Source organism: Sphingoaurantiacus capsulatus (assembly GCF_042648405.1).
Classification (GTDB): domain Bacteria; phylum Pseudomonadota; class Alphaproteobacteria; order Sphingomonadales; family Sphingomonadaceae; genus Sphingoaurantiacus; species Sphingoaurantiacus capsulatus.
This window is the reverse complement of sequence record NZ_JBHRXV010000003.1, coordinates 1-22,547: the sequence shown is the minus strand read 5'-3', so window position 1 is coordinate 22,547 and position 22,547 is coordinate 1. Positions and strand designations below refer to the sequence as shown.

At 67.9% G+C, this 22,547-nt stretch carries 26 protein-coding genes; 11 read left to right on the top strand and 15 right to left on the bottom strand.

The window, feature by feature from the left end; all coding sequences use genetic code 11:
- Positions 1-85: 85 nt before the first annotated feature.
- Positions 86-373 carry a hypothetical protein gene (locus ACFOMD_RS03400; protein WP_380856867.1) on the top strand — a complete coding sequence of 96 codons (288 nt, stop codon included), beginning with the start codon at positions 86-88 and terminating at the stop codon, positions 371-373.
- Here ACFOMD_RS03400 and ACFOMD_RS03395 read toward each other — a convergent pair.
- The 3 genes from ACFOMD_RS03395 to ACFOMD_RS03385 all read right to left on the bottom strand — a co-directional run bounded on the left by ACFOMD_RS03395 (position 370) and on the right by ACFOMD_RS03385 (position 1,689).
- Positions 370-753: a putative quinol monooxygenase gene (locus tag ACFOMD_RS03395; protein ID WP_380856864.1), complete on the bottom strand. Its 384-nt coding sequence runs from the start codon at positions 751-753 to the stop codon at positions 370-372. The genes ACFOMD_RS03400 and ACFOMD_RS03395 overlap by 4 nt on opposite strands.
- On the bottom strand, positions 753-1,328 hold the full coding sequence (locus ACFOMD_RS03390; RefSeq protein ID WP_380856861.1) for a helix-turn-helix domain-containing protein: 576 nt from the start codon (positions 1,326-1,328) through the stop codon (positions 753-755). The genes ACFOMD_RS03395 and ACFOMD_RS03390 overlap by 1 nt, the downstream gene beginning before the upstream one ends.
- 79 nt (positions 1,329-1,407) lie before the next feature.
- Positions 1,408-1,689: a hypothetical protein gene (locus tag ACFOMD_RS03385; RefSeq protein ID WP_380856858.1), complete on the bottom strand. Its 282-nt coding sequence runs from the start codon at positions 1,687-1,689 to the stop codon at positions 1,408-1,410.
- Between the two features lie 522 nt (positions 1,690-2,211).
- Between ACFOMD_RS03385 and ACFOMD_RS03380 the strand changes: the two genes are divergently transcribed.
- Positions 2,212-3,351, top strand: coding sequence for an OmpA family protein (locus tag ACFOMD_RS03380; RefSeq protein ID WP_380856855.1), 1,140 nt, complete (start codon positions 2,212-2,214; stop codon positions 3,349-3,351).
- Positions 3,352-3,546: 195 nt separating this feature from the next.
- On the opposite strand, the gene ACFOMD_RS03375 is transcribed toward ACFOMD_RS03380, so the two are convergent.
- The 8 genes from ACFOMD_RS03375 to ACFOMD_RS03340 all read right to left on the bottom strand — a co-directional run bounded on the left by ACFOMD_RS03375 (position 3,547) and on the right by ACFOMD_RS03340 (position 10,620).
- The gene (locus ACFOMD_RS03375; RefSeq protein ID WP_380856852.1) at positions 3,547-4,173 is read right to left on the bottom strand and encodes a hypothetical protein; all 627 of its coding nucleotides are present in this window, start codon (positions 4,171-4,173) and stop codon (positions 3,547-3,549) included.
- A 193-nt stretch (positions 4,174-4,366) separates the two neighbouring features.
- Entirely contained in the window at positions 4,367-4,666 is a 300-nt protein-coding gene (locus ACFOMD_RS03370) for an SCP2 sterol-binding domain-containing protein (protein ID WP_380856849.1), read from the bottom strand.
- A gap of 197 nt (positions 4,667-4,863) precedes the next feature.
- A complete protein-coding gene (locus ACFOMD_RS03365) occupies positions 4,864-5,181 on the bottom strand; it encodes a hypothetical protein (protein WP_380856846.1) in 318 nt (105 codons plus the stop codon).
- A 159-nt stretch (positions 5,182-5,340) separates the two neighbouring features.
- Positions 5,341-6,144, bottom strand: a complete 804-nt coding sequence (locus ACFOMD_RS03360) for a sulfite exporter TauE/SafE family protein (protein WP_380856843.1) — start codon at positions 6,142-6,144, stop codon at positions 5,341-5,343.
- On the bottom strand, positions 6,135-6,794 hold the full coding sequence (gene lipB / locus ACFOMD_RS03355) for a lipoyl(octanoyl) transferase LipB (RefSeq protein ID WP_380856840.1): 660 nt from the start codon (positions 6,792-6,794) through the stop codon (positions 6,135-6,137). Before lipB ends, ACFOMD_RS03360 begins: the two co-directional genes overlap by 10 nt.
- A gap of 20 nt (positions 6,795-6,814) precedes the next feature.
- Complete coding sequence (locus tag ACFOMD_RS03350) at positions 6,815-7,957, bottom strand: epoxide hydrolase family protein (RefSeq protein WP_380856837.1); 1,143 nt, start codon at positions 7,955-7,957, stop codon at positions 6,815-6,817.
- 106 nt (positions 7,958-8,063) lie between these two features.
- Positions 8,064-9,683 (bottom strand): GMC family oxidoreductase, encoded by a 1,620-nt coding sequence (locus ACFOMD_RS03345; protein ID WP_380856834.1) that lies wholly within the window; start codon positions 9,681-9,683, stop codon positions 8,064-8,066.
- An 82-nt stretch (positions 9,684-9,765) separates the two neighbouring features.
- On the bottom strand, positions 9,766-10,620 hold the full coding sequence (locus ACFOMD_RS03340) for a metal-dependent hydrolase (protein WP_380856831.1): 855 nt from the start codon (positions 10,618-10,620) through the stop codon (positions 9,766-9,768).
- Positions 10,621-10,681: 61 nt separating this feature from the next.
- Between ACFOMD_RS03340 and ACFOMD_RS03335 the strand changes: the two genes are divergently transcribed.
- The 5 genes from ACFOMD_RS03335 (at position 10,682) to ACFOMD_RS03315 (ending at position 13,897) form a co-directional block, all read left to right on the top strand.
- Entirely contained in the window at positions 10,682-11,290 is a 609-nt protein-coding gene (locus tag ACFOMD_RS03335; protein ID WP_380856828.1) for a TetR/AcrR family transcriptional regulator, read from the top strand.
- Between the two features lie 74 nt (positions 11,291-11,364).
- Positions 11,365-11,829, top strand: a complete 465-nt coding sequence (locus ACFOMD_RS03330; protein ID WP_380856825.1) for a hypothetical protein — start codon at positions 11,365-11,367, stop codon at positions 11,827-11,829.
- Positions 11,830-11,855: 26 nt separating this feature from the next.
- A complete protein-coding gene (locus ACFOMD_RS03325) occupies positions 11,856-12,245 on the top strand; it encodes a hypothetical protein (RefSeq protein ID WP_380856822.1) in 390 nt (129 codons plus the stop codon).
- Positions 12,169-12,570: a hypothetical protein gene (locus tag ACFOMD_RS03320; RefSeq protein WP_380856819.1), complete on the top strand. Its 402-nt coding sequence runs from the start codon at positions 12,169-12,171 to the stop codon at positions 12,568-12,570. The genes ACFOMD_RS03325 and ACFOMD_RS03320 overlap by 77 nt, the downstream gene beginning before the upstream one ends.
- Positions 12,571-12,607: 37 nt before the next feature.
- The gene (locus tag ACFOMD_RS03315) at positions 12,608-13,897 is read left to right on the top strand and encodes an APC family permease (protein WP_380856816.1); all 1,290 of its coding nucleotides are present in this window, start codon (positions 12,608-12,610) and stop codon (positions 13,895-13,897) included.
- Here the strand turns inward: ACFOMD_RS03315 and ACFOMD_RS03310 are convergent.
- The gene (locus ACFOMD_RS03310; RefSeq protein WP_380856813.1) at positions 13,894-14,670 is read right to left on the bottom strand and encodes an SDR family oxidoreductase; all 777 of its coding nucleotides are present in this window, start codon (positions 14,668-14,670) and stop codon (positions 13,894-13,896) included. The genes ACFOMD_RS03315 and ACFOMD_RS03310 overlap by 4 nt on opposite strands.
- Before the next feature lie 2 nt (positions 14,671-14,672).
- Positions 14,673-16,250: a spinster family MFS transporter gene (locus ACFOMD_RS03305; RefSeq protein ID WP_380856810.1), complete on the bottom strand. Its 1,578-nt coding sequence runs from the start codon at positions 16,248-16,250 to the stop codon at positions 14,673-14,675.
- Between the two features lie 89 nt (positions 16,251-16,339).
- Here ACFOMD_RS03305 and ACFOMD_RS03300 point away from each other — a divergent pair, with 89 nt between their 5' ends.
- Positions 16,340-16,801: a low molecular weight protein-tyrosine-phosphatase gene (locus ACFOMD_RS03300; RefSeq protein ID WP_380856807.1), complete on the top strand. Its 462-nt coding sequence runs from the start codon at positions 16,340-16,342 to the stop codon at positions 16,799-16,801.
- A gap of 144 nt (positions 16,802-16,945) precedes the next feature.
- On the opposite strand, the gene thpR is transcribed toward ACFOMD_RS03300, so the two are convergent.
- The gene (thpR, locus tag ACFOMD_RS03295) at positions 16,946-17,479 is read right to left on the bottom strand and encodes an RNA 2',3'-cyclic phosphodiesterase (protein WP_380856804.1); all 534 of its coding nucleotides are present in this window, start codon (positions 17,477-17,479) and stop codon (positions 16,946-16,948) included.
- Positions 17,454-18,182, bottom strand: a complete 729-nt coding sequence (locus tag ACFOMD_RS03290) for an arylesterase (RefSeq protein ID WP_380856801.1) — start codon at positions 18,180-18,182, stop codon at positions 17,454-17,456. Before ACFOMD_RS03290 ends, thpR begins: the two co-directional genes overlap by 26 nt.
- 61 nt (positions 18,183-18,243) lie before the next feature.
- Between ACFOMD_RS03290 and ACFOMD_RS03285 the strand changes: the two genes are divergently transcribed.
- From ACFOMD_RS03285 to ACFOMD_RS03275, 3 genes are all read left to right on the top strand, one after another.
- The gene (locus ACFOMD_RS03285; RefSeq protein ID WP_380856798.1) at positions 18,244-18,936 is read left to right on the top strand and encodes an ABC transporter ATP-binding protein; all 693 of its coding nucleotides are present in this window, start codon (positions 18,244-18,246) and stop codon (positions 18,934-18,936) included.
- A gap of 130 nt (positions 18,937-19,066) precedes the next feature.
- Complete coding sequence (locus tag ACFOMD_RS03280; protein WP_380856795.1) at positions 19,067-21,565, top strand: ABC transporter permease; 2,499 nt, start codon at positions 19,067-19,069, stop codon at positions 21,563-21,565.
- Between the two features lie 87 nt (positions 21,566-21,652).
- Positions 21,653-22,387 (top strand): Bax inhibitor-1/YccA family protein, encoded by a 735-nt coding sequence (locus tag ACFOMD_RS03275; RefSeq protein ID WP_380856792.1) that lies wholly within the window; start codon positions 21,653-21,655, stop codon positions 22,385-22,387.
- The last annotated feature ends 160 nt before the right edge of the window (positions 22,388-22,547 follow it).

Below are 22,547 nucleotides of genomic sequence, written 5' to 3'. Positions count from 1 at the left end.
GTCGGGGGCAGTTGGGGCCGGAGGGCAGGGGGCGTCAACCCGAGCAGATTTGACGGGCCGGCGCCGCCAAGCGCATCATGGCTCCATGATCAGATTGATGCTGCTGACGATCCTTCCGGCTACCGCCGCGCTCGCGCAGGCGGTGCCGCCGCCGGTGCCGAACATCGATGCGGCCCGTGCCGCCGCCCGCGCGGTCGACCAGTCGATCCAGCCCGAACGCACCGGGCAGGAATCGCTCGATCGCACCGCGCCGCTGCTCAAGGTCGAGCCGCACAAGGATCCGGCGAAGGCGAGCGAGGCCGAGTGGCGCAAGGCCAAGGAGGCCGAAGCGAAGCAGGCGCTCGAAACGCCGCCCGAGAAGCCGAAGGACTAACCCTTCGCGAGGCCGTGGCCGCCGAGCGGCACGGTGGTGATGTGCTCGCCGAACGCCGCGATCAGCGGCCGCCCCTTGGTAATCGCCGCGCGAACTTGCGGCAGCTTGAGGCTGGCGGCATGTGCGGCCGCATCGGTCCACACCTCGGTCACCCAGATCGCATTGGCGTCCTTCGGATCGATTGCCACGATATAGCTCAAGCAGCCCGGCATGCCGGCAACGCCGTCGAGCAGGATTTTCGCCAGCTCGTCGCGCTTGCCCGGATGCGCGATCATCTTGCCGATCAGCCCGTGCAGCCCCGCCGTTTGCGCCTGCGCCGCGCCGCCGGCCATCGCTGCTACCGCGAGGCCGCCCGCCACGAAGTCCCGTCGCTCGATCATCACAAATCCCTCACCAGCAGCCGCACCACGGCGATCCACGCCGCGTCGGGGATGATCTGCTGCCGCGCGCCGGGCGTCAGCGGCAGCAGCTGCACCCGCGCGCCATTCTTGTCGGGCGCGGTCGCCGCCAACCGCCCGAACGCGAAGCGACCCGCCGACCGCGGCACCAGCACGTCGCGGTTAAGCGCCTGCACGAAAGCATCGGGGGACAGCCGCTCAAGCCACACCTGGTCGCCGGCGCGATAGTCGCCCTGCGCGACCTCGACCTTCAGCCCGACCATCGCGGCGTTCGGTGCCGGCGGCAGCAACACCGAAGCACGCGGCGGGGCGGCGACGCCGTCGGCGCGCAGAACCGCTTCCACCGGCACATCGGCGCGGTCTGGCCGGCTCACCAAATCCGAGGGGTCGACATCGAGCGCGCAGGCGATACGGTTGAGCCAGCCGACGCTGACGGTGCGCGTGCCGGTTTCAAGCCGCCCGATCGTCTGGGCGGTGGTGGCGGGCTGGCAGCGGTCGGCGACCTGTTGCAGGGTGAGCCGCCGCGCCGTGCGAACCTCACGAATGCGCGTGATCATAGCGTATCTCGAAACCTATAAGGTTCGCGATACTCTCAAAAAAGAACCGATCTGGCAAGTAACTGCCAGTCACGGAAATTCAGGCGGTTCGGCGAGCCGCCGACGGATCGCGCGACAGCCCGGCATGCATCGCCAGGACACCATAAGGCGTCAGGCGCCGCACGCTCAAGTCGAGGCAGCCGCCCTGCACTCGGCAGTCCGCCGCGATCTCGCCGCCATAGAACAGCCGCTCGATATGTATGCGCAGCCGCTCGCGGCCGACATCGGCCAGCCGCCCGAACTGGGGGTTGCCGTCCGGCTGCGACGCAATCGCCACGCGCACCCGCTGAAGAAGCTCGGGATCGATGCTCAGATACGCCACGCTACACCTCTGGCCGCTACATCCGGCCGCTTGGGAATTCCTCCCGTCAACGTGCGGTAAGCGCCAATGGTTGCGCGGCGGCAAAGCCGCTCAGCGGCAGGGGCGGGTGATGCGTTTCCGCCACACTGCCGGGCTGCCTTGCTGCAAGTGCGAGTTTCCAGCCTAGCATTCGGAACTTGCGGCGGTATCGCGGTTTAGACACCGCAACCGGGGCGATCCAGATCCGGTAGCCGGGCTGGTGCCACATCATCACCATCGGCTGCCGATCCGGGGAAGGCCGGCGAACAATGGGCAGGAGCGAAGTGTCGGTTGCGTTGCCGTGACCGGCTGATAAGTTGCGGATGCATCAAACGGACATCGGAACCCTCTGAAGCGACGCAGGACTTTGGCGTTACTTCATGAGCAAGTGCGTTGTTTCTGCAACAGAACAGGGTATTTCGCCGCTTGCGCGCCTATGACCGCTGGGTTAGAGCGGTTTCTGGATGCCTCGTTATAGGCACGAACTGAAGAAAGGGGAATCAGATGCGGAAATTTGCCGTGGCGCTTGCGCTGGCGACGACCGCGCTCGCTGGGCCGGCCCTGGCTCGCGATGGCGCATGGTACGTTGGCGTCGAAGGCGGCGGGATGATCGTGGAGAACATCCAGTACGATATCTTCCCGACGACCGGTGGCGTCCTTCCGAATGCCGCTGAAGTGAACCACAAGGTCGGCTTCGATGGCGACCTCATCGTCGGTTACGATCTCGGCCCGACGCGCATCGAGTTCGAACTCGGCTACAAGAAGGCCGATGTCAGCACGATCACGACTTCGGGTCTGAACGCGACCAACGCCCTTCCGGGCGGCGTTACCGGTCGCTTCACGGGTGCGACGGGCGACACCAGCGCGCTGAGCTTCATGCTCAACAGCATGTTCGACTTCGGCGGCGTTGACTCGCCGTGGGCGGGCTCGATCGGCGCCGGTATCGGTGTCGCTCGCGTCAAGGCCTCGGGCAACGCGCTGACCGGCACCGCCGCTTCGTTCGCTGACGACAGCGACACGGGCGTTGCCTATCAGGTCGTCGCCGGCGTTCGTCGCGCGGTCAGCGACAACGTGGAGCTGGGCCTGAAGTACCGCTTCTTCAACGTCGAGCAGGTCGATCTCGTCCTGAACGACGGTCGTGAAGCGACGGGCCGTTTCCGCAGCCACAGCCTGCTCGCCAGCCTGATCTACAACTTCGGCGCGCCGGAAGAGCCGGTTGCTGCTCCGCCGCCGCCGCCGCCGGCACCGGCTGAGCCGCCTGCTCCGCCGCCCCCGCCGCCCCCGCCGCCGGCTCCGGGTCCGTTCATCGTGTTCTTCGACTGGGATAAGTCGGATATCACGACCGAAGCGGCCTCGATCCTCGACAATGTCGCGGCGCAGTATGCGTCGACCGGTCAGGCCAGCGTCACGCTTGCCGGCCACGCCGACAAGTCGGGTTCGGACAGCTACAACCAGGGTCTCTCGGAGCGCCGCGCTGCCGGTGTCCGCGACTACCTGGTCGGCAAGGGCATCCCGGGTGGCGTGATCACCAGCGAAGCGTTCGGTGAGAGCCGTCCGCTCGTCGAGACCGCCGACGGTGTGCGCGAGCCGCAGAACCGCCGCGTGGAGATCAACTTCGCGGGTGGCGCTGCTCCGGCCCAGTAAGCCGGGCGCAAGCCTACAAGATTGGGGTCGCTCCTTTCCGGAGCGGCCCTTTTCTTTTGTGCTGCGTGTTTCGATAGCCGCATGTCGCGATGACGCACCATCAAGGGGGCGAAATCATCCGGCGCAGGGATCCCAACGAAAAACGCCCGCTCGATTGAGCGGGCGTTTTCTTGCTTTAGCGGTGACGGCCGTGCGTCAGCTGCACTTCTTCGACCCCAGCGGGATCGCCCTGCCCTTGCGGTCGACGCAGGGGTCGACAAGGCGCGGGGCGTCCATCCAGCCAAGGCGGACGAGCAGCAGCGGGTTGGTGGTCGGGATCAGCGCGTGGCGGATCTCCGGCAGCCGCGTCGCGGCGATGTCGGCGTAGGCGCCTTTCTTCGCGGCCAGCATCTCCCAGCCGATCTCCGACGCCTTCTGGCAGAAGGTGAGCTGCGCCTCGAGCGTCGAGAAGCTGTTGTAGGTCTTCGTCGTATACTGATCGAAGGTCTGGCGGCCCTTCTTGGCGCCGTCGAGCCGGACGAAATGCCCGTTCATCGTCTTCAGCGCCGAGGCGAGTTCGGTCGCGTGATGCGGCAGCATCTGGTTGTAGTTCTTCACGGTGCGCAGGAACGGCGAGAACTGGCATTGCAGCGCCGCGACGTTAAGCGCGGCGCGCATGCTCCAGATGTGATGGGCGCGCTGCTCCGCGGGCGTCAGGTCGCGCATCGCCACGGGTCGCATGACGCCGCGCGGCCAGTCCGCATCCGATACCGGGGCGGTGCCCTGGGCCTGTACGGAGATCGCCGATACGGTGCCGATCAGCACCATCGAAGCTCGCAGCATAGAACGCATCTGTTACCCCCAATCGCTCCGCGTCTCGCCGTCGGCGGCGCGGTATTGCCTCCCGTGGTTCACTATCCTTAATGCGAGCGCGATTCCACCGCCAGAGGGCTGGTGCCCTGAGTCAAACCGCCGCGCCGCAACCGCCCTGACGAGCGGCCACGACGCGGCGGCGGAAATCCCGGGAAAAAGTGGATCAGCCGAGGATTTTGCCGAGCTGCATCGCGACCGACATGTCGCCTTCGACCTTCAGCTTGCCCATCATGAAGGCCATCTGCGGGTTCTGCTTGCCCGAGGCGATGTCGGCGAAGTCGGCCAGCGAAACCTTCACGGTGCAGTCGACCGGCAGGTCCTGGTTGTCGACGACGGCGGGCTTCGCCGTATCGTCGACGCGCACGACGCCGTCGCTGCCGAAGTCGAACTTCACCGACTTGTTGAGCGTGCCGCCGGCGCCGACCTTGGTGCGCATCTGTTCGGTGATCTGGTCAAGGCTCATTGGTGCGAACTCCCCTTTGATGATGTCGTTGCGCGGACGATGCCGGAGGGGAGGCGGCGGCCTCAAGCGAAAAATCGAGCCCCACGCAAATTTAAGGGGGAGGCGGCCGATGTAAGGGGCGAACTGCCCCAAAAAGAAGAAGGGCCGCCCCGAGGGGCGGCCCTTCCCGATTCGTCCGAAAAGAACGCGTCGTCGGCTTACTGAGCCGGCGGCGGGGTCGTCTCGGTGGTCGCAGCGGCGTCGGTCGTCGCAGCGTCGGCCGGCGCCATCGTGGCGTCGGTCGTCGCGGCAGCAGCGTCAGCAGCAGCGGCGTCGGCGCCGGCAGCGGCGTCCATCGCGGTCGCGTCGGCAGCGGCGGCGTCGGCCGTCGCAGCGTCGGCAACAGCGGCGTCGGCAGCGGCATCAGCCGTCGCGGCGTCCGTGGCAGCCTCTTCCGAACCGCCGCAAGCGACGACGAGGAGAGCCGCGCCAGCAACCAGCGACGCCGACTTCAGCTTCGTGAGAAGATCACCCATTTCCTGACTCCTTGTTAAATCTCAGTTGGATTTGGTTAGCCCTTGGTTCCCAAACCGGGCTGGACATTAGCCAAGAACCGCGCGCCCCTCAAGCGCGATTACATAGGGCTTCGTCATAGCGGGCGAACATGCTCTTGCGGCGTCTTGCGCCCCCCAAGATTAACGCATGGCCCGGTCAAGCAACGCGACCGACACACATATAAGGAATAGCCCGAAGATACGCCGTAAGTTACTGGGCGGCAACGATTTTGCGATGCGTGCTCCCAGCGGCGCGAGCAAGACCATCGGCAGCAGCATGGCCGCGAGCGGCAGCAACTGAATATAGCCGACCGCAGGTCCTGCGACCGCGGGAGCGTGTCGCGCGCTGGCAAGCCAGCCGATAAGTGCCGGCGCGGACACGAAAACGCCGAGCAATGCCGCCGTGCCCACCGCCCGGTGAATCGGCGCGCCGACCGCCACCAGCGTCGGCACACCGAGTGTGCCTGCGCCGATACCCATCCATGACGACAGCCAGCCGACCAGCGCCGCCAGCAGCCGCTGCACGCCCGCTCCCGGCAAGGTTTCGCGCCAGCGCCAGTCGGCGCTCGCCGCCATGCGCAGGCCGACGATCGCGGCGAAGACGGCGAACACCAGGGTCAGCCCGACCGTTGATATATATGGCGCGACCGTCGCCGCCGCGATCGCCGCCAGTGCCATCGGCGGCGCCCAGCGGCGCACGATATCCATGTCGACATTGCCGTGGCGGTAATGCGCGCGCGCCGAAGAGATGGCGGTAGGCAGCACCGCCGCGGTCGAGGTGGCGACGGCGAAGTGCATCGCCTGGTCGGGCGGCCAGCCGAGCGCGTCGGCGAGGAAGCGCAACACCGGCACCATCACGACGCCGCCGCCGACCCCGAACAGCCCGGCGACGAATCCCGCGACGATCCCTGCCGCGATCAACGCCGCCAGCGCCTCTAGCGGCATGTGGCGGCCTGGCGGGCGGCGAGACGCGCGAGGAAGGCGGGGAAGGTGGCGGCGAGCGCCGCGTCGGCATCGGCAAGGCTCGCCTCGATGCCGAGCGCGGCGAGGCTGGTCACCGGATAGTCGGGCAGGCCGCAGGGCACGATGCCGCCGAAATGCGAGAGGTCGGGCGATACGTTGAGCGCGAACCCGTGGAAGGTCACCCAGCGCCGCACGCGGACGCCGATCGCGCCGATCTTCGCCTCGCCCGCCGGCGTCGCCGTCCACACACCAACACGCCCGTCGGCCTTGAACGCCGTCACGCCGAAGCGGGCGAGCGCGGCGATCATCCAGTCCTCCAGCGCATCGACGAAGCAGCGCACGTCCCGCCCGCGGGCATTGAGGTCGAGCATGACATAGCCAACCCGTTGGCCGGGGCCATGATAGGTGTACTGCCCGCCGCGCCCGGTCTGGAACACCGGGAAGCGCTCGGGCTCGACGAGGTCGGTGTCGATGGCGCTGGTGCCCGCCGTGTAGACCGGCGGATGCTCGACCAGCCAGATGCGCTCAGGCGCGCTGCCGTCACGGATCGCCTCGACGCGCGCCTCCATCGCGGCGAGTGCCGCCGCATAGTCGGTGAGCCCCGGCTCGACGCGCCATTCGGGATCGGTCATCCCGCGCTCTTAGCGGGCGTTCAGCCGCGCGGCAAAGCGGCGGCGAATTTGCGCACGTCGGCGAGGAACAGCTCGGGCTCCTCGAGGCTGGCGAAATGGCCGCCGCGCGGCATGTCGGTCCAGTGGACGACATTGTAGCCGCGCTCGACCATCGCGCGCGGCGGGAAGGCGAGCAGATCCTTGGGGAACGCCGCGACGCCGGTCGGCACCTCGATGCGGCGATCGGGCGGAATGTTGAACCCGCCCTCGCGGAACATGCCGGCGTAGATCCACGTCGCGGTGTGGAACGACCGCGAGGTCAGGTAGATCATGATGTTGGTGAGCATCCGGTCCATGTCGAACGGATAATCCTCGACCGCCGGGCCTTTGCCGTCCGACCAGCCGGCGAACTTCTCGACCAGCCAGGCGGCGACGCCCATCGGCGAATCCATCATCGCATAGGCAAGGCTCTGCGGCTTGGTGCCCTGCAACTGGAGATAGGCGGTTTCGGTGGCGCGGATGTTGATCGCCCAGGCCAGCCACTTTTCTTCCTGGGGCGTGCGCGGCCGCATATCGGCGGGGCGCAGGCCGAAGCCGTTCAAATGGATCGCCGCGACGCGGGCGCTGTCGAGCCCGATCCAGCCGCCGATCACGCAGCCCCAGTCGCCGCCCTGATAGACATAGCGGTCATAGCCGAGCGCCGGCATCAGCCTGTCGTAGAGCCCGGCGACGGTGCGCGGCCCGATCGGCCTTTCCGGCTTGTCGGACCAGGCATAGCCCGGCAGCGACGGCGCCACGACATGGAAGGCAGGGGTGTCTAGCGATTCGGGCTCGGCCAGCCGTTCGACGATCGCATCGAACTCGAGGATCGACCCCGGCCAACCGTGCGCGATCAGCAGCGGGCGCGCATCCGCTCGCGACGAGCGGCGGTGAATAGCGTGCAGCCGGAACCCCGGCTCGACCTCGATGCGAACCTGCGGATGGCGGTTCAGCCGCTCGACCCACGCCGGCCAGTCGTACTGCGTCAGCCAATAGTCGCGCAGCGCCTCCAGATAGGCGCGGTTGGCGCCATAGCTCCAGCCGGCGTCGGCCGGCTCCTCGAAGAAGCGGAATTCCTCGACGCGGCGACGAATCCAGTCGGCTTCCTCCGCCGCGACCGGGATGGTGAAGGGTTCGACGGACATCAGTTTCTCCCCATTCTGTCATCCCCGCGAAGGCGGGGACCCACCCAGTGACAGTTGCACCGTTGGTAAGTGGGTCCCCGCCTTCGCGGGGATGACAATGAATTGGTCAGGCGGCAGCGGCCAGCTTGCCTTCGCCCAGAATCAGGTCGCTCGCCTTCTCGGCGATCATCATCGTCGGCGCGTTGGTATTGCCGCTGACCAGCGTCGGCATCACCGAGGCATCGACGACGCGAAGCCCCTCGACCCCGCGCACCCGCAACTGCGGATCGAGCACCGAGGCCGGGTCGGCACCCATCCGGCAGGTGCCGACCGGGTGATAGATCGTCTCCGCCCAGTCGCGCGCCGCGGCGAGCACCTGCTCGCGCGACTGCACCGCGTCGCCCGGCCAATATTCCTTGCCCCGGAACGCATCGAACGCCGGCGAGGCGGCAATGCGCCGGGTGATGTCGATGCCGGCGAGCAGAGTTTCGACGTCGGCGGGCGCCGACAGATAGTCGGGGTCGATCAGCGGATGCTCGCTCGGGTCCGCCGACTTCAGCGCGATATGGCCGCGCGATTCGGGGCGGACCTGGCAGACATGCATCTGGAAGCCATGCTCGGCGCTCATCTCGCCGCGCCCGTGCGGCTCGACCTTGGCGGCGACGAAATGGATCTGCACATCGGGGGCGGCAAGGCCGGGGCGCGTCGAGAAGAAGGCGCCGGCGGGCGTCGGGATATAGCTGCCCGGCCCGTCCTTCTGGAACAGCCACGAGAACAGCGCGCCGACCTTCCTGTGGAAGGCGGCGTTGCCGTTGAGCGTGATCGGCTGCTTGCACGCCCATTGCAGGATGACGTCGAGATGGTCCTGCAAATTGTGGCCCACCTCGGGCGCGGCGTGAACGACCTCGATACCGAGGCTCTTCAACTGCGCGGCCGGGCCGATGCCCGACAGCATGAGCAGCTGCGGGCTGTTGATCGCGCCGCCCGACAGAATGACCTCGCGGCCCTTCACCTCCTCGCGGCGACCGCTGCGGCGCAGCGCGACGCCGGTGGCGCGCTTGCCGTCGAAGGTGACGCGCTCGACCAGCACGTCGGTGCGAACCTCGAGGTTGGGCCGCTGTAGCGCCGGCTCCAGATAGGCCTTCGCCGCCGACCAGCGGCAGCCGGCCTTGGTCGTCGAATCATAGATGCCGGCGCCTTCCATCTGCGCGCCGTTGAAGTCGGCGGTGCGGCCGATGCCCGCCTGCTCCGACGCGTCGAGGAACGCCTCGGTCAGCGGGTGGGGCAGGTGGCGCGTCGAGGTGTTGAGCGGGCCCTCGTTGCCGTGAAAGTCGCAGCCGCCGCGCTCGGAACTCTCCGACCGGCGGAAAAAGGGGAGGACATCGCCCCAGCCCCAGCCGGTGCACCCGAGCTGCGCCCAATGGTCATAGTCGCTCGAATGGCCGCGGATATAGACCATGCCGTTGATCGACGACGACCCGCCGAGCGTCTTGCCGCGCGGCCAGTAGAGCTTGCGGTTGTTGAGGTGGCGCTGCGGCTCGGTCCAGTAGGACCAGTTCGCCTTGCTGTTCTTTTCCGGCGGGATGATCTGCGCGAGGCCGGCGGGCATGTGGAACATCATGCCCTTGTCCTTGCTGCCCGCCTCCAGCAGCAGCACCCGCTTCGACGGGTCGGCCGACAGCCGGTTGGCGAGCACGCAGCCCGCCGACCCGGCCCCGACGATGATATGGTCGTAGATCTCCGCCATGACCGGCCACTCCCCGCTATCTTGATTTGAGCGGAGCTTAAGGCGCGGTCCCGCGGGCGGGCAACCTATCTAGCGTGTAGGCTTACGCCGCCTCGGCGACCGGCGCTTCCAGCCGCAGCTCCGCCTCGACCTTCTCGATCAGATGCCGGTCGTCATGATCCCACGGATGGAAGCCCGGGCGGAAATAGCTCAGCCACATCGGGAACACCTTGCGCAGCGCGCCGGGGCGAACGAGCAGATAGTTCAAAAGGCCCTTCCACGCCGCCCAGCCGGTGATGCCGTCCTGGCGCAGCAGTTCGAGCGCGTCACGGCTGCGGCCGCGCACGAAATTCTTGGACACCCGCCAGAACACCAGACTGCGGATCGCCCAGCGCTTCGCCGGCTTCAGCTCGCGGGTGATGTGCATATAGGTGTCGAAGGCCACCGCCTTGTGCTCGACCTCCTCGATCGCATGCCAGGTCCACATGCGCCGCGCTTCCTCCGATGCGCCGTCGAACATCTCGGGGTTAGTCAGCATGTGGTGCGCGAAGATCGCGGTGAAATGCTCGAGCGCGACCGTGACGCAGAGCTGCGCCACCGGGTGCTGCGCGCGCGATTCGGTCAGCCGCTCGCGCACCCACTCCTCCATCGCCTTCACCTCATAGCCGGCGTCGGCGACCTGGCGGTTGAAGGCGACATGCTCGCGGGTGTGGTGAATTTCCTGCTTCACGAACAGGTCGATCTGCGCGCCCAGCTCGGCGGGTACCGCGTCGCGGAAGCGGCGGACGGTCTCGATGAAGAAGGCCTCGCCCTGCGGGAAGGTGATCGACATCGCATTGTTGTAGGCGGTGCCGAACGGGTCGCCGCCGAGCCACCAGCGCTCGCGGCGCTCGTTGCGGCCGAAGCGCAGGTTGCGCGGGACGATGGCGAGGTCGGCGGGGGTGGCGAGCGAGGCCATGGCAAGGAAGTCCAATGCGGCTATGGTCGGTTGAGCTTGTAACTAAGAGATACTGACAAACGTGTCAATAGAAGCGCCAAAACGTATCCGCCGCACCTCCGAAGCCGCGCGCGAGGCCGCCGTCGAGGCGGCGCGTGCGCTGCTCATCGAATCGGGGCCGGCGGCGGTGACCCTGAAGGGCGTGGCGGGGCGCATCGGCACCGGCCACGCCAATCTCCTCCACCATTTCGGCAGCGCGGCGGGGCTTCAGGCGGCACTGATGGACCGGATGATCCGCGACACCGTCGATCGCGCGCAGCAGGCAGTCGACCGCCTGCGCAGCGGGGAGGGGTCGCCGCGCGACATCGTCGACCTGGTGTTCGACGCGCACGGCCGCGACGGCATCGGCCGGCTGGCCGCCTGGCTGGCCTCGACCGGGGAGGCGGCGCGGCTGCGCCCGCTGTTCGACGTGCTCGGCGACCTGATCCGCGCCATCGAGGCCGGCGCGTCGATGCCCGCCGACCAAGCGCACCGTCGCATCGTCGACATCACCCTGCTGCTGGTGCTGACCAGCCTGGGTGATTCACTGATCGGCCCGATGCTGCACGACACCCTCGGCGACGCGCCGGGCCGCGCGCGCGACATCGTGACCGAGCATCTGCTGGCCAGCCTCACCCACCTCGCTACGTAGTTTCCACAGGCGGGAATTAACCGCCTCTTTACCCTGTCCGCCCAGATTCCGGGTCGTGTTCAGGGAGTGAATGTATGTTGCGTATAAGTCTGCTGGCAGGGGTCGCTCTGTGCCTCGCCGCCGCCCCTCAGGCGAACGCGGCGACCGTCAATCTTTCTGGCCTCGTCCTCAATAGCTGCATCCTCACGCTCGGCACCGCCGGTGCGCTGCGCGTGTCGTCGGCCGGTACGACCCTGAGCTCGGAAGAGGTCGGCGGCCTGGCCGCGACCCTGACCATCGTCGCCACCGGTGTGGCGCCGCAGATCAACGTCTCGGCGCCGACGCTCGCCGCCTCGCCGGTGTCCTACGGGCGCTCGCCGACGCTCGGGTTGCGCTACACGTCGCTCGCCGGCGGCAACCAGGCCTATACCGACAGCTCGAGCAGCTACACCGCCAACGGCCTGCTCGACGTGCTGACGTTCAACGCGCGCGCGCTGGACAGCGCCGGCTTTACCTCCGGCACCTACACCATCGCGACGACCGTCACATGCCAGCAGTAGCGCGCGCCCTCGCTGCGGCTACGCTGTTGCTCGCCGTGCCCGCCGCCGCCATCGGCCTCGGCCCGCTCACCAAGTCGGGGATCACCGACAGCGACAGCAAGGGTTTCTACCTGACGCTGATCAACCCCTACGACCATGCGGAGCGCTTCGCGCTGCACAGCATCGACTGGGAGAGCGAAGCGACCGCCGGCCGCGTCCGCATCGTGCCGGGGCAGGCACAGCTCGCCGGCGGCGGCCAGCGTCAGCTGCTCGTCATCGTCAAGGACCTCGCCCCCGGCGAGACCTATCGTTTCCGTGTTTGCGGCGAGCTTGCCGCTCCGCCGCAGGGAGTAACTGTAAATGCGCGCGTCTGTTCGAAACTGGTGGCTCGCCGCCTGTCTGATCCTGCCGCCGCTATCGCCAGCCTCAGCGATTGAGGGCGCCTACCTGCCGCAGGCGCCGGGCGGCGCGGGCGGCGAGGACACCATCGAGACGGCGAGCGGCACGCGTTGCCGCCAGAGCATGAACTCGAACGGCGCCTATGTGGACTTCGGCGTGGTCGGCAACGCCTCGTCACCGGTCGACCCCGCCTCGCGCGGCTTCGTCAGCGGAGACACCCGCGACCGCGAGGCGCTGGCCTATGCGCGCATCACCATGCCGCTCGGCAAGAAGCCGAACCGCATCGACTGCTCGCGTATCTACGAGCTCGAACTGTCGCGGCTGAAGCGCGAGATCGAGCTCCTGAAGATGAACACCGAATAGGCTTTGACGCACGCGGCGGCGCGTCTAGCCTCTCGCGATGACAGCCGACACCGCCGCGCCGACGCTCGTCCGCGCGCTCACCCGCCGCGATCTCGCCGGCATCCTTCTGAACGCCATGGTCGGCGCCGGCATGCTTGCCGCGCCGGCCAAGGTCTATGCGGTGACGGGTGGATGGAGCTTCACCGTGCTGCTGCTCAGCGCGATGGCACTGCTGCCGCTCATCCTCTGCTTCGCCGATCTCGGCAGCCGCTTCTCCGGCACCGGCGGCCCCTATCTCTATGTGCGCGACGGATTGGGGCGCATCCCCGCCTTCGCCGCCGGCTGGCTGCTGTGGATCGCGCAGGTGATGTCGACGGCGACGCTCGCCAATCTGTTCGTTTCCTATCTCGCCGGCTTCGCCCCCATCCTCGAAAGCGGCGTGCCGCGCCTTGCCACCATCGGCCTGCTCGGCGCGGTGATGATCGGCGTGGTGATCGTCGGCATCTCGCCCTCGGCGCGGGTCAGCAACGCGCTGATCGTCATCAAGGTGGCGTTCGTGGCGCTGTTCCTGATTGCCGGCCTGCCGTTCGTGGACCTCGGCCGCGTCGAGACCGGCGCGACGCCGGCTATCGACGATTTCGCCACCGCGATGCTCGTCTATCTGTTCGCCTACACCGGTTTCGAACGCGGCGCGGTGCTGGCCGGCGAGGCGCGCGATCCGAAGCGCGACATGCCGGCGGCGCTCGGCATCAGCATGATCGTCGCGACGCTCGCCTATGCGGCGGTGCTGCTGGTCTGCATCGGCACGCTCGCCGACCCCTCGACCACCGATCGCCCGCTCGCCGAAGCCGGCCGGCTGCTCTACGGCAGCATCGGCGCCGTCGCGGTGTCGGCCGGGGCGATCACCGTCATCCTGGGCACGCTGTTCGTCATCGGCATCGGCATGCCGCGCGTGCTGCTGGCGCTCGCCGACGACGGGCAGGTGCCGACGCGCTTCGCCGCCATCCACCCGCGCTGGCGCACGCCGTGGATCGCCATCCTGCTTTCGGGGGTGCTTTCCTACGTCGCGGCAATGGCGAGCGACCTCCTCACCGCGCTCACCATCTCGACGGGCTCGCGGCTGATCTCCTACATCCTCAGCTGCATCGCGCTCTGGCGCCTGCGCAACCGCGCCGACGCGCCGCCGGCAATGTTCAAGCTGCCGGCAGGCGGCATCATCGCGCTGTTCACTGCCGCGCTGTTCACCGGCGTGCTGCTGCTCGGGGCGACCAACGAACTGCCGGCGCTGGCCGTCGTGACCGCCGGCGGCTTCGTCCTGCTGCTGTTCGGGAAAAGGCGCGCCGCCTAAGCCGTCGTCGCGTACCCGCCGTCGACCGGAATCACCGATCCGCAGACGAAGCTGCTCGCCTTCGACGCGAGGTAGATGGCGATGCCTGCCATGTCGTGCGGCTGGCCGCGACGCTTCATCGGCGTCGCCTCCATCGTCGCCTTGGCGTCGTCCTCGGCGATGCCGGCGGTCATCTTCGACGGGAAATAGCCCGGCGCGATGCCGTTCACCGCGATGTGCCGCTCGGCGAGGAACTTCGCCATCATCCGGGTCATGTGGTTCACGCCGGCCTTCGATGCGGCGTAGCTGTAGGTCTCGATCGGCGAGACATGGATGCCGTCGATCGACCCGATGTTGATGACCCGCGCGAAGTCATCGGGCGTGGCGGCGGCCTCCAGCAGCTTCACCAGCCGCTGCGTCAGGAAGAACACCGACTTGACGTTCAGGTCCATGACCTTGTCCCAGCCGCTTTCCGGGAACTCGTCGAACGGCGCGCCCCAGCTGGCGCCGGCGTTGTTGATCAGGATGTCGAGCTTGCCTTCGCGCTTCTCCAGCTCGGCGCCCAGCCGCTCGATCTCGTCCATCCGCCCCAGGTCGGCGGGCAGGGGAATACACTCGCCGAACTGCGACAGTTCCTCGGCGAGCGTCGCGCAGTCGCTGCCTTTCCGCGAGCTGATGTAGACCTTGGCGCCGTTCGCCACATAGCCGCGCGCGATCATCTCGCCGATGCCGCGGCTGCCGCCGGTGATCAGCGCGACTTTGCCGCGGATGGAGAAGAGGTCGTCGATCTTCATGCTCAGGCTCCCGGTGTCTCGCCGCTGCGCTCGAAGCGCGTCGCTTCCGCCTCTGGCAGCCAGCGATAGACCAGCACAAGGCTAATGAGGGTGATCGGCATCACCGCGATGACGCTCATGCAGGCAACGCCAAGGTCGCCGGTGATCAGGCTGACCTTGCCGACCGCATAGGGCCCCATGCCGAGGCCGATCAGCGTGGTGCCGAGGAAATAGGTGGCGGTGGCAGCACCTCGCATGCGCGGCAGCACCAGGTCCTGCGTGGTGGCGGCGGCAACGCCGACCCACAGCGAGGCGAAGATGCCGTTCACGAAGGCGAGGATGTAGAACAAGGTCTCGCTGGTCGTCGTGAAGCTCCAGACCAGCAGCGGCGCCGACCCGAAGATCGACAGGAAGCCGATGAGGATGCGGCCCGACGGATTGGTGCGGCGGAACCGGTCGGACAGGCGGCCGCCGAGGATGACGCCGATGAAGCCCGAGGCCGCGGCGCCGCCGCCGAGCAGGAAGCCGGCGGTCGCCTTGTCGACGCCCCATTCGCGGATCGCGTAGGGCACCGCCCAGAAGCCGACCGCATAGGTGCCGAAGGCGATCAGGCCGAAGCCGAGCACCGTCAGCATGAACGCCGGCGTGCCCCAGATCAGCTTGTAGGTCGCCGGGTCGCGCCGCTTCAGCGACTGCGACCAGGAGAAGACGGCGTAAACGCCGAGGCCGACGGCCGCCCACTGCGGGATATCGCCGGTCAGCATCACCATGCCCCACGCCCCCGCGACGATGATCGCGAGACCGATGACATTGGTGACCAGCGCCGCCACGCCGTTCAACGCCGCATGCACCAGCGTCAACGGCGGCACGATGCTCGACAGCTCGGTGAAGAACTTGCCCCAGGGATTGGGCTCGGCCGGGGTGATGTGGCCGTCGGCGAGGCCGCGCACCGGCTCACGCAAGGTCGCGACCCAGATCGCGAGCAGCAGCCCCGGAAGACCGACGGCGAGGAAGGCTGCCTGCCAGCCCATCAGGCCCATCGGCCCGCCGCTCGGATAGGCGGCGTTCCACGACTGGACGACAAGGCCGCCGATGAACAGCGAGGTGCCGGCGCCGAGGTAGAGGCCGGAGGAATAGATGCCGAGCGCGGTGGCGCGCTGCTCCTTGGGGAAATAGTCGGAGATCATCGAGAAGGCGCAGGGGGAGGCGGTCGCCTCGCCGATGCCGACACCGATGCGCGCCGCAGCCAGCTGCGTGAAATTCTGCGCGAAGCCCGACACCGCGGTCATCAACGACCAGACCGACAGGCCGATCGTCATCAGCCGGCCGCGGTACCACATGTCGGCGAGCCGCCCGAGCGGGATGCCGAACAGCGAATAGAAGACGCCGAAGGCGGTGCCGTAGAGGAAGCCCAGATCGGCGTCGGTGACGCCGAGATCGGCTTTGATATCTTCCGCGAGGATCGAGATGATCTGCCGGTCGATGAAGTTGATCATATAGACCAGCACCAGCACGCCCAGCACATACCAGGCGTAGGGGCCGCCGATGTCGCTCTTGCGAATCTCCGCTTCGTCCGCCGTCGTCGCTGCCTGCTGCTCCACGATGATCTCCCCGGGGTGCGGCGCGTTGTTTTATGGGCGGCGCCGTCTATCTGAAGGCAGGATGCATCGCCGTTGAGAGAAAGAGAAGCATGACCCCGTCGGTCCTGTTCGTTTGCCTAGGCAACATCTGCCGCTCGCCGCTGGCCGAAGGCGTGTTCCGCGATCTCGCGGCGCGCGAAGGCGTCGCGGTGCGCATCGATTCCGCCGGCACCGGCGACTGGCACCTCGGCCATGCGCCCGACAAGCGCGCGCAGGCGGTCGCCGCGAAGAACCGCCTCGATATCTCAGGGCTTCGCGCAAGGCTGGTGACGGAAGACGATTTCCGCAGCTTCGATCACATCATCGCGATGGATTCGTCGAACCTCGCCAACCTGCAGGCGATGCGCCCGGCCGATGCGACGGCGGCGGTGGCAAAACTGCTCGACTATGCGCCGGAGACGGGCATCCCCGACGTGCCCGACCCCTATTACGGCGGCCCGGAAGGGTTCGATGAGACCTATGCGTTGGTGGAAGCGGGGGCGAAGGGCCTGTTGGACGCGGTGCGGAAGTAAGCTCCACCCACCTCAGATCGTCCTCCCCGCGAAGGCGGGGACCCAGCCTGACAAAAAAAGCGCCCGCGGTAGCGGGCAGAGCGTTCGCAAGTGGACTGGATCCCCGCCTTTGCGGGGACGACGAAGAAGGGGAAGCGGGCGGCCCTAATCCAGCCGATACCGCTCGACGATCGTGTATACGCTCCCCGCGTTCGTCAGCTCGCTCTCGTACAAACAGAAATCATCCACCGCGAACGGCGCGCTCGCCAGCCCGCCATGCTGCGCGACAAACCCGTCCAGCCCCGCCGTATCCCGCCCGAACCGCGCCAGGGTGATGTGCGGCTGATACGCCCGATGCTCGGGCTCCAGCCCGACACGCACCATCGCCTGATCGATCTTCTTGTGCAGCGCATGCACCGCCATGTGCGGCGTCACGCCCGCCCACAGCGCATTGACCTGCCCGCGCTTGTCGAACGTCCCGACCCCGGCCAGCGACAATTCGAACCGCGGCGCATGCAACGATGCCAGCGCCGCGACGACATCGTTCGCCTGATGCCGGTCGACCTCGCCGATGAACCGCAATGTCAGGTGCAGCTGCTCGTCGGACTGCCAGCGCGCCCCGGCGACGCCGCCCATCAGGTCGATGAGCTGGTCCTTGATCGCCTCGGGCGGATCAATCCCGACGAACAGCCGGTGCACTGGCGGCCTTGGCGGGAACGACGCTCGGCACCGGCTTGGGCGCCGGCAGCTTCAGCAGCTCGGCCTTCACCGTCGGCAGCATGTTCTTGGCGATCAGCGCGACGCCCTGCCGGTTGGGGTGGATGCCGTCGTCGAGCAGCAGCGTCTTGTTGAACACCACGCCCTTCATGAAGAAGGGATAGAGCGTCGCGCCGTGCTTCTTCGCGAGGCGCGGGAAGATGCCGTTGAACTCGTCGAAATAGCGGACGCCCAAATTCTGCGAGGCGAACATTCCGGCCAGCACCACCGGGATGCCGCGCTTCCTGAACTCGACCAGCATGGCATCGAGGTTCGCCTCGGTCAGCTTCGGATTCTGACCGCGCAGCATGTCGTTGGCGCCGAGCTCGAGGATCGCGAGGTCGGGCTTCTGCTTGAGGCCGTTCAGCACCCACGCCAGCCGCGCCTTGCCGCCCGAGGTGGTGTCACCCGACACGCCGGCATTGTGCACACGCACCTTCAGCCCGTCGGCGCGCAACTGCGCCTCGAGCTGCGCGGGGAAGCTCTCGGTCGGCTTCAGCCGGTAACCGGCGGTGAGGGAATCACCGAAGGCCAGCACCAGCCGCTCAGACGGAGCGGCAGCAGCGGGACTGACCAGCATCGATCCTAGCACAACGAACAGGGTGAGGTGGACAAGGCGCCGCAGCGCCTCATATGCGGAAATCACGTTATACGGATGTGTAACGATCCTCATTGCCCCCTCATCGCCTAAGGCTCCAGCTAACCGCATGAACATTCCCGATATGGTGATCGACGCCCGCGATGTCACCCTCGCGCTCGCCAGCGGCGCCGGCCGCGTCGAAATCCTCCGCGGCGTCTCGCTGGGCGTGGGCGCTGGCGAGAGTGTCGCAATCCTCGGGCCTTCGGGCTCGGGCAAATCGTCGCTGATGGCGATCCTCTCAGGATTGGAGCAGGCGACGGGTGGCCAGATCCGCGTCGCGGGCCAAGATTTCGTAGGGCTCGGCGAGGATGCGCTGGCCGAGGCGCGGCGCGCCCGCATCGGCATCGTGCTGCAGGCTTTCCACCTGATCCCCACGATGACCGCGCTCGAAAATGTCGCGGTGCCCCTCGAACTCGCCGGCCACGCCGACGCCTTCGAGCGCGCCGAGCGTGAACTGGTCGCGGTCGGCCTCGGCCACCGCATCGGCCACTATCCCGCGCAGCTCTCGGGCGGCGAGCAGCAGCGCGTCGCCATCGCCCGCGCCATGGCGCCGGGGCCGGCGATCCTGTTCGCCGACGAGCCGACCGGCAACCTCGACGCCGCCACCGGCCATTCGATCGTCGAGCTGATGTTCGACCGCCAGCGCGAAACCGGCGCGACACTCGTCCTCATCACCCACGACACCGAACTCGCCGGCCGCTGCGGCCGCATCATCGAAATGCGCGACGGCCAGATCGCCAGCGACCGGGTGGCAGCTTGAAACGCGTCGGCGCTGCACCCTCACCCTCCCAGCCTGCGGCTGGGCCCCTCCCTCTCCCGCAAGCGGGCGAGGGGTTTGAACGGCGTCCCTCTCCCGCCTGCGGGAGCGGACAGGTGAGGGTGTAACGGCGATGGCACTCGCACTCCGCTTCGCGCTTCGCGAACTCCGCGGTGGCCTCACCGGGCTGCGCCTCCTCGCCATCTGCCTGTTCCTCGGTGTGGCCGGGCTGGCGGGCGTCGGCAGCCTCGGCGCGTCGATCGTCGAGGGGCTGTCCTTGCGCGGCCAGGAAATCCTCGGCGGCGACGTCGCCATCGAGCTGGGCGTCCGCCGCGCCACCGACGCCGAGCGCGCCGCCTTCGCCGAGTTTGGCGACGTCTCCGAAGGCGTTCGGATGCGCGCGATGGTCGGCGAGGTTGGCGGCGACACCCGCGTTCTCGGCGAGCTGAAGGCGGTCGACGGCGTTTATCCGCTCTACGGCGACTTCCGCCTCGCCGGTGGTACGCCGCTGCAAACTGCGCTCAGCGGCCCCAACGCCGTCATCGCTCAAGCGCTGGCCGATCAGCTTGACCTCGCCGTCGGCGACCGCATCGAGCTGGGCAACACCACGCTCACCGTGTCGGGCGTCATCGAGAACGAGCCCGACCGCGCCAGCGAGGGCTTCACCCTCGGGCCGAGCGTGATGATCTCGATGGAGACGCTGCCCGCCACCGGCCTCGTCCAGCCGGGCAGCCTGTTCCAGTATCATTATCGCCTGCGCATGCCGCCGACCGCCGATATCGAGGCGGTCGAGCCGGCGCTGAAGGAGCGTTTCCCCGATGCCGGCTGGGACATCGACGACCGCACCAACGGCGCGCCGGGCGTGCGCCGTTTCGTCGAGCGGATCAGCCAGTTTCTGACGCTCGTCGGCCTCACCGCGCTCGTCGTCGCGGGCGTCGGCGTCGGCAACGGAGTCGCCTCCTACCTCGACGCCAAGAGCGGCACCATCGCGACGCTCAAGAGCCTCGGCGCCACCTCGCGGCTGATCTTCCAGAGCTATCTGCTGCAGATCGGCCTCGTCGCCCTCGTCGCCGTCGCCGTTGGTGCGCTGGTCGGCGCGGCTGTGCCCTGGGCGGTGGTGCTGGTCGCCGGCAGCGCCTTGCCTGCGCCGCCCGAACTCGGGCTCTATCCGGTCCCGCTGCTCACCGGCGCCGCCTACGGCGTGCTCATTGCCGTGGTGTTCGCGCTGTGGCCGCTCGCCCGCGCCTGCAGCGTCCCCGCCGCGCGGCTGTTCCGCGCCGGTGTCGAGCCGGTGCGCTGGCCCGGCTGGCCGACGCTGCTCGCGGTGGTCGGCTCGGCGCTCGCCATCGCCGCCATCGCCATCGCGCAGGCCCGCGAGCCGCTGTTCGCCGCCGGCTTCATCGCTGCGGCGCTGGCGTTGCTGCTCATCCTGACCGGCCTCGCCGCCGGCGTCCGCGCCGTCGCCGCGCGCCTGCCGCGCCCGAAGGGCACCTTGCTCCGCCTCGCGCTCGCCAACCTGCACCGCCCCGGCGCGCTCACCCGCCAGCTCGTCGTCGCGCTCGGCCTCGGCCTCACCCTGTTCGCGACGCTCGCGGTGATCGAGACCAACCTCTCGGGCCAGATCAACCGCAGCATCCCCGATCGCGCCCCGAGCTTCTTCTTCCTCGATATCCCCTCACCGGAAGTGCAGACCTTCGAAGGCCTCGTCCGCCGCCACGCGCCCGCAGCCGAGCTCCGCCTCGTCCCCTCGCTGCGCGGCCCCGTCGTCGCTGTCGACGGCCAGCGGGTCAGCGAGATGAAGGACATTCCCGACGGCGCCTGGATCCTGCGGGGCGACCGCGGCCTCACCTATGCGAACGAGATTCCGCAGGGCAACCGCCTCGTCGGCGGCGAGTGGTGGCCGGAAGGCTATGACGGCCCGCCGCTGGTGTCGCTCGATGTCGAGGCGGCGCAGGCGCTCGGCGTCGGCGTCGGCGACACGCTGACCATCTCGGTGCTCGGCGTCGAGATCACCGCCGAGATCGCCTCGCTGCGCGAGATCGACTGGGATTCGCTCGGCTTCAACTTCGTCATGATATTCTCGCCGAACACCCTGCAGGGCGCGCCGCACAGCTTCATGGCCACCGCCGCCGTCTCGCCCAGCGAGGAACGCGCCCTCTATCGCGACGCCACCCGCAGCTTCCCGACCGTGTCGGTGATCCGCGTGAAGGACGTGATCGAGACCGCCGCCGGCATGCTGACGCAGCTCTCCGCCGCCGTCCGCTCCGCCGCCAGCGTCGCCGTCGCCGCCGGCATCGCGGTGCTGGTCGGCGCGCTCGCTGCTGGCCGCCGGGCGCGGACCTATGATGCTGTACTACTGAAGGTACTCGGTGCGACGCGCTGGCAGGTGCTGCGCGCGCTGCTCATCGAATATGGTGTGCTGGCGGCGATCGTCAGCGGGCTGGCGTTCGGGCTCGGCACGCTCGCCGGCTGGTATGTGGTGACGCAGACGTTCGATCTCGAATGGCTGCCGAGCTGGCCGCCGGTGGTCGCAACGGTGCTGATCGGCGCCGCTGTGACGATCGGTCTCGGGCTCGTCGGCTCGTGGAGCGCGTTGTCCGCAAGGCCGAACCGGGTGCTGCGTACGCTGTGACGTGTTCGGTTTTGCTTGAAAGCGTAAGCGTTCGACACGATATTTCGATTAACCGGCATTGCGCCGGCCTTTTGGGAGAGACCTGAAATGGCTGATTTCGACCCTCGCACCAGTTATGGAGCGACCGCCTCGGTTCCCCGCTCGGGCGCCGTTGCGCGCGACGAGGGCCTGCGGACCTACATGCTGTCGGTCTACAATTACATGGCCTCGGGCGTGCTGCTTACCGGCCTCGTGGCGTTCGGCTTTGCCGCCAGCGGCCTTGCCGCCCAGGTGTTCATGAGCCCCGGCGTGCTGAAATATGTCGTCATGTTCGCGCCGCTCGGCCTCGTGCTGTGGCTGAGTTTCGGCATCAACAAGATCTCGGAGACCACCGCCCAGGCGCTGTTCTGGGGTTACGCGGTGCTGATGGGTCTGTCGCTGTCGACGATCTTCCTCGCCTACACCGGCGCCTCGATCGCCAGCACGTTCTTCGCGACGGCCGCCTCCTTCGGCGCGCTGAGCCTCTACGGCTACACGACGAAGAAGGACCTGTCGGGCATGGGCACCTTCCTGCTCATGGGCCTCGTCGGCCTGATCGTCGCGAGCCTGATCAACCTGTTCCTGCAGTCGAGCGGCCTCAGCTTCGCGATCAGCCTGATCGGCGTGCTGCTGTTCGCCGGCCTCACGGTCTACGACACGCAGAAGATCAAGCTGATGTACGACCACGTCGCGGGCACCTCGTTCCGCGGCAAGTCGATCATCATGGGCGCGCTGACGCTCTACCTCGACTTCATCAACCTCTTCCTCTTCCTGCTGCGCTTCATGGGCAGCAACCGCGAGTAGCCCTCGCGATAGAGGCTGAAACGGAAAAGGCCCGGCGGGAAACCGCCGGGCCTTTTTCTGCTTTATCTCCCCTCCCCTCGGGGAGGGGATTCTAATCTCGCCTAGAGCGGGATGACGCTACACGGAAGCATACCCTGAGTTGGCGAGATAGTTGGCGCAC

Bases quoted from the DNA above. Each gene is read 5' to 3' on its own strand.
- ACFOMD_RS03400 (WP_380856867.1), top strand. From the start codon at position 86: ATGATCAGATTGATGCTGCTGACGATCCTTCCGGCTACCGCCGCGCTC.
- ACFOMD_RS03395 (WP_380856864.1), bottom strand. From the start codon at position 753: ATGATCGAGCGACGGGACTTCGTGGCGGGCGGCCTCGCGGTAGCAGCG.
- ACFOMD_RS03390 (WP_380856861.1), bottom strand. From the start codon at position 1,328: ATGATCACGCGCATTCGTGAGGTTCGCACGGCGCGGCGGCTCACCCTG.
- ACFOMD_RS03380 (WP_380856855.1), top strand. From the start codon at position 2,212: ATGCGGAAATTTGCCGTGGCGCTTGCGCTGGCGACGACCGCGCTCGCT.
- ACFOMD_RS03375 (WP_380856852.1), bottom strand. From the start codon at position 4,173: ATGCTGCGAGCTTCGATGGTGCTGATCGGCACCGTATCGGCGATCTCC.
- ACFOMD_RS03370 (WP_380856849.1), bottom strand. From the start codon at position 4,666: ATGAGCCTTGACCAGATCACCGAACAGATGCGCACCAAGGTCGGCGCC.
- ACFOMD_RS03365 (WP_380856846.1), bottom strand. From the start codon at position 5,181: ATGGGTGATCTTCTCACGAAGCTGAAGTCGGCGTCGCTGGTTGCTGGC.
- ACFOMD_RS03360 (WP_380856843.1), bottom strand. From the start codon at position 6,144: ATGCCGCTAGAGGCGCTGGCGGCGTTGATCGCGGCAGGGATCGTCGCG.
- lipB (WP_380856840.1), bottom strand. From the start codon at position 6,794: ATGACCGATCCCGAATGGCGCGTCGAGCCGGGGCTCACCGACTATGCG.
- ACFOMD_RS03350 (WP_380856837.1), bottom strand. From the start codon at position 7,957: ATGTCCGTCGAACCCTTCACCATCCCGGTCGCGGCGGAGGAAGCCGAC.
- ACFOMD_RS03345 (WP_380856834.1), bottom strand. From the start codon at position 9,683: ATGGCGGAGATCTACGACCATATCATCGTCGGGGCCGGGTCGGCGGGC.
- ACFOMD_RS03340 (WP_380856831.1), bottom strand. From the start codon at position 10,620: ATGGCCTCGCTCGCCACCCCCGCCGACCTCGCCATCGTCCCGCGCAAC.
- ACFOMD_RS03330 (WP_380856825.1), top strand. From the start codon at position 11,365: ATGTTGCGTATAAGTCTGCTGGCAGGGGTCGCTCTGTGCCTCGCCGCC.
- ACFOMD_RS03320 (WP_380856819.1), top strand. From the start codon at position 12,169: ATGCGCGCGTCTGTTCGAAACTGGTGGCTCGCCGCCTGTCTGATCCTG.
- ACFOMD_RS03315 (WP_380856816.1), top strand. From the start codon at position 12,608: ATGACAGCCGACACCGCCGCGCCGACGCTCGTCCGCGCGCTCACCCGC.
- ACFOMD_RS03310 (WP_380856813.1), bottom strand. From the start codon at position 14,670: ATGAAGATCGACGACCTCTTCTCCATCCGCGGCAAAGTCGCGCTGATC.
- ACFOMD_RS03300 (WP_380856807.1), top strand. From the start codon at position 16,340: ATGACCCCGTCGGTCCTGTTCGTTTGCCTAGGCAACATCTGCCGCTCG.
- ACFOMD_RS03285 (WP_380856798.1), top strand. From the start codon at position 18,244: ATGAACATTCCCGATATGGTGATCGACGCCCGCGATGTCACCCTCGCG.
- ACFOMD_RS03280 (WP_380856795.1), top strand. From the start codon at position 19,067: ATGGCACTCGCACTCCGCTTCGCGCTTCGCGAACTCCGCGGTGGCCTC.
- ACFOMD_RS03275 (WP_380856792.1), top strand. From the start codon at position 21,653: ATGGCTGATTTCGACCCTCGCACCAGTTATGGAGCGACCGCCTCGGTT.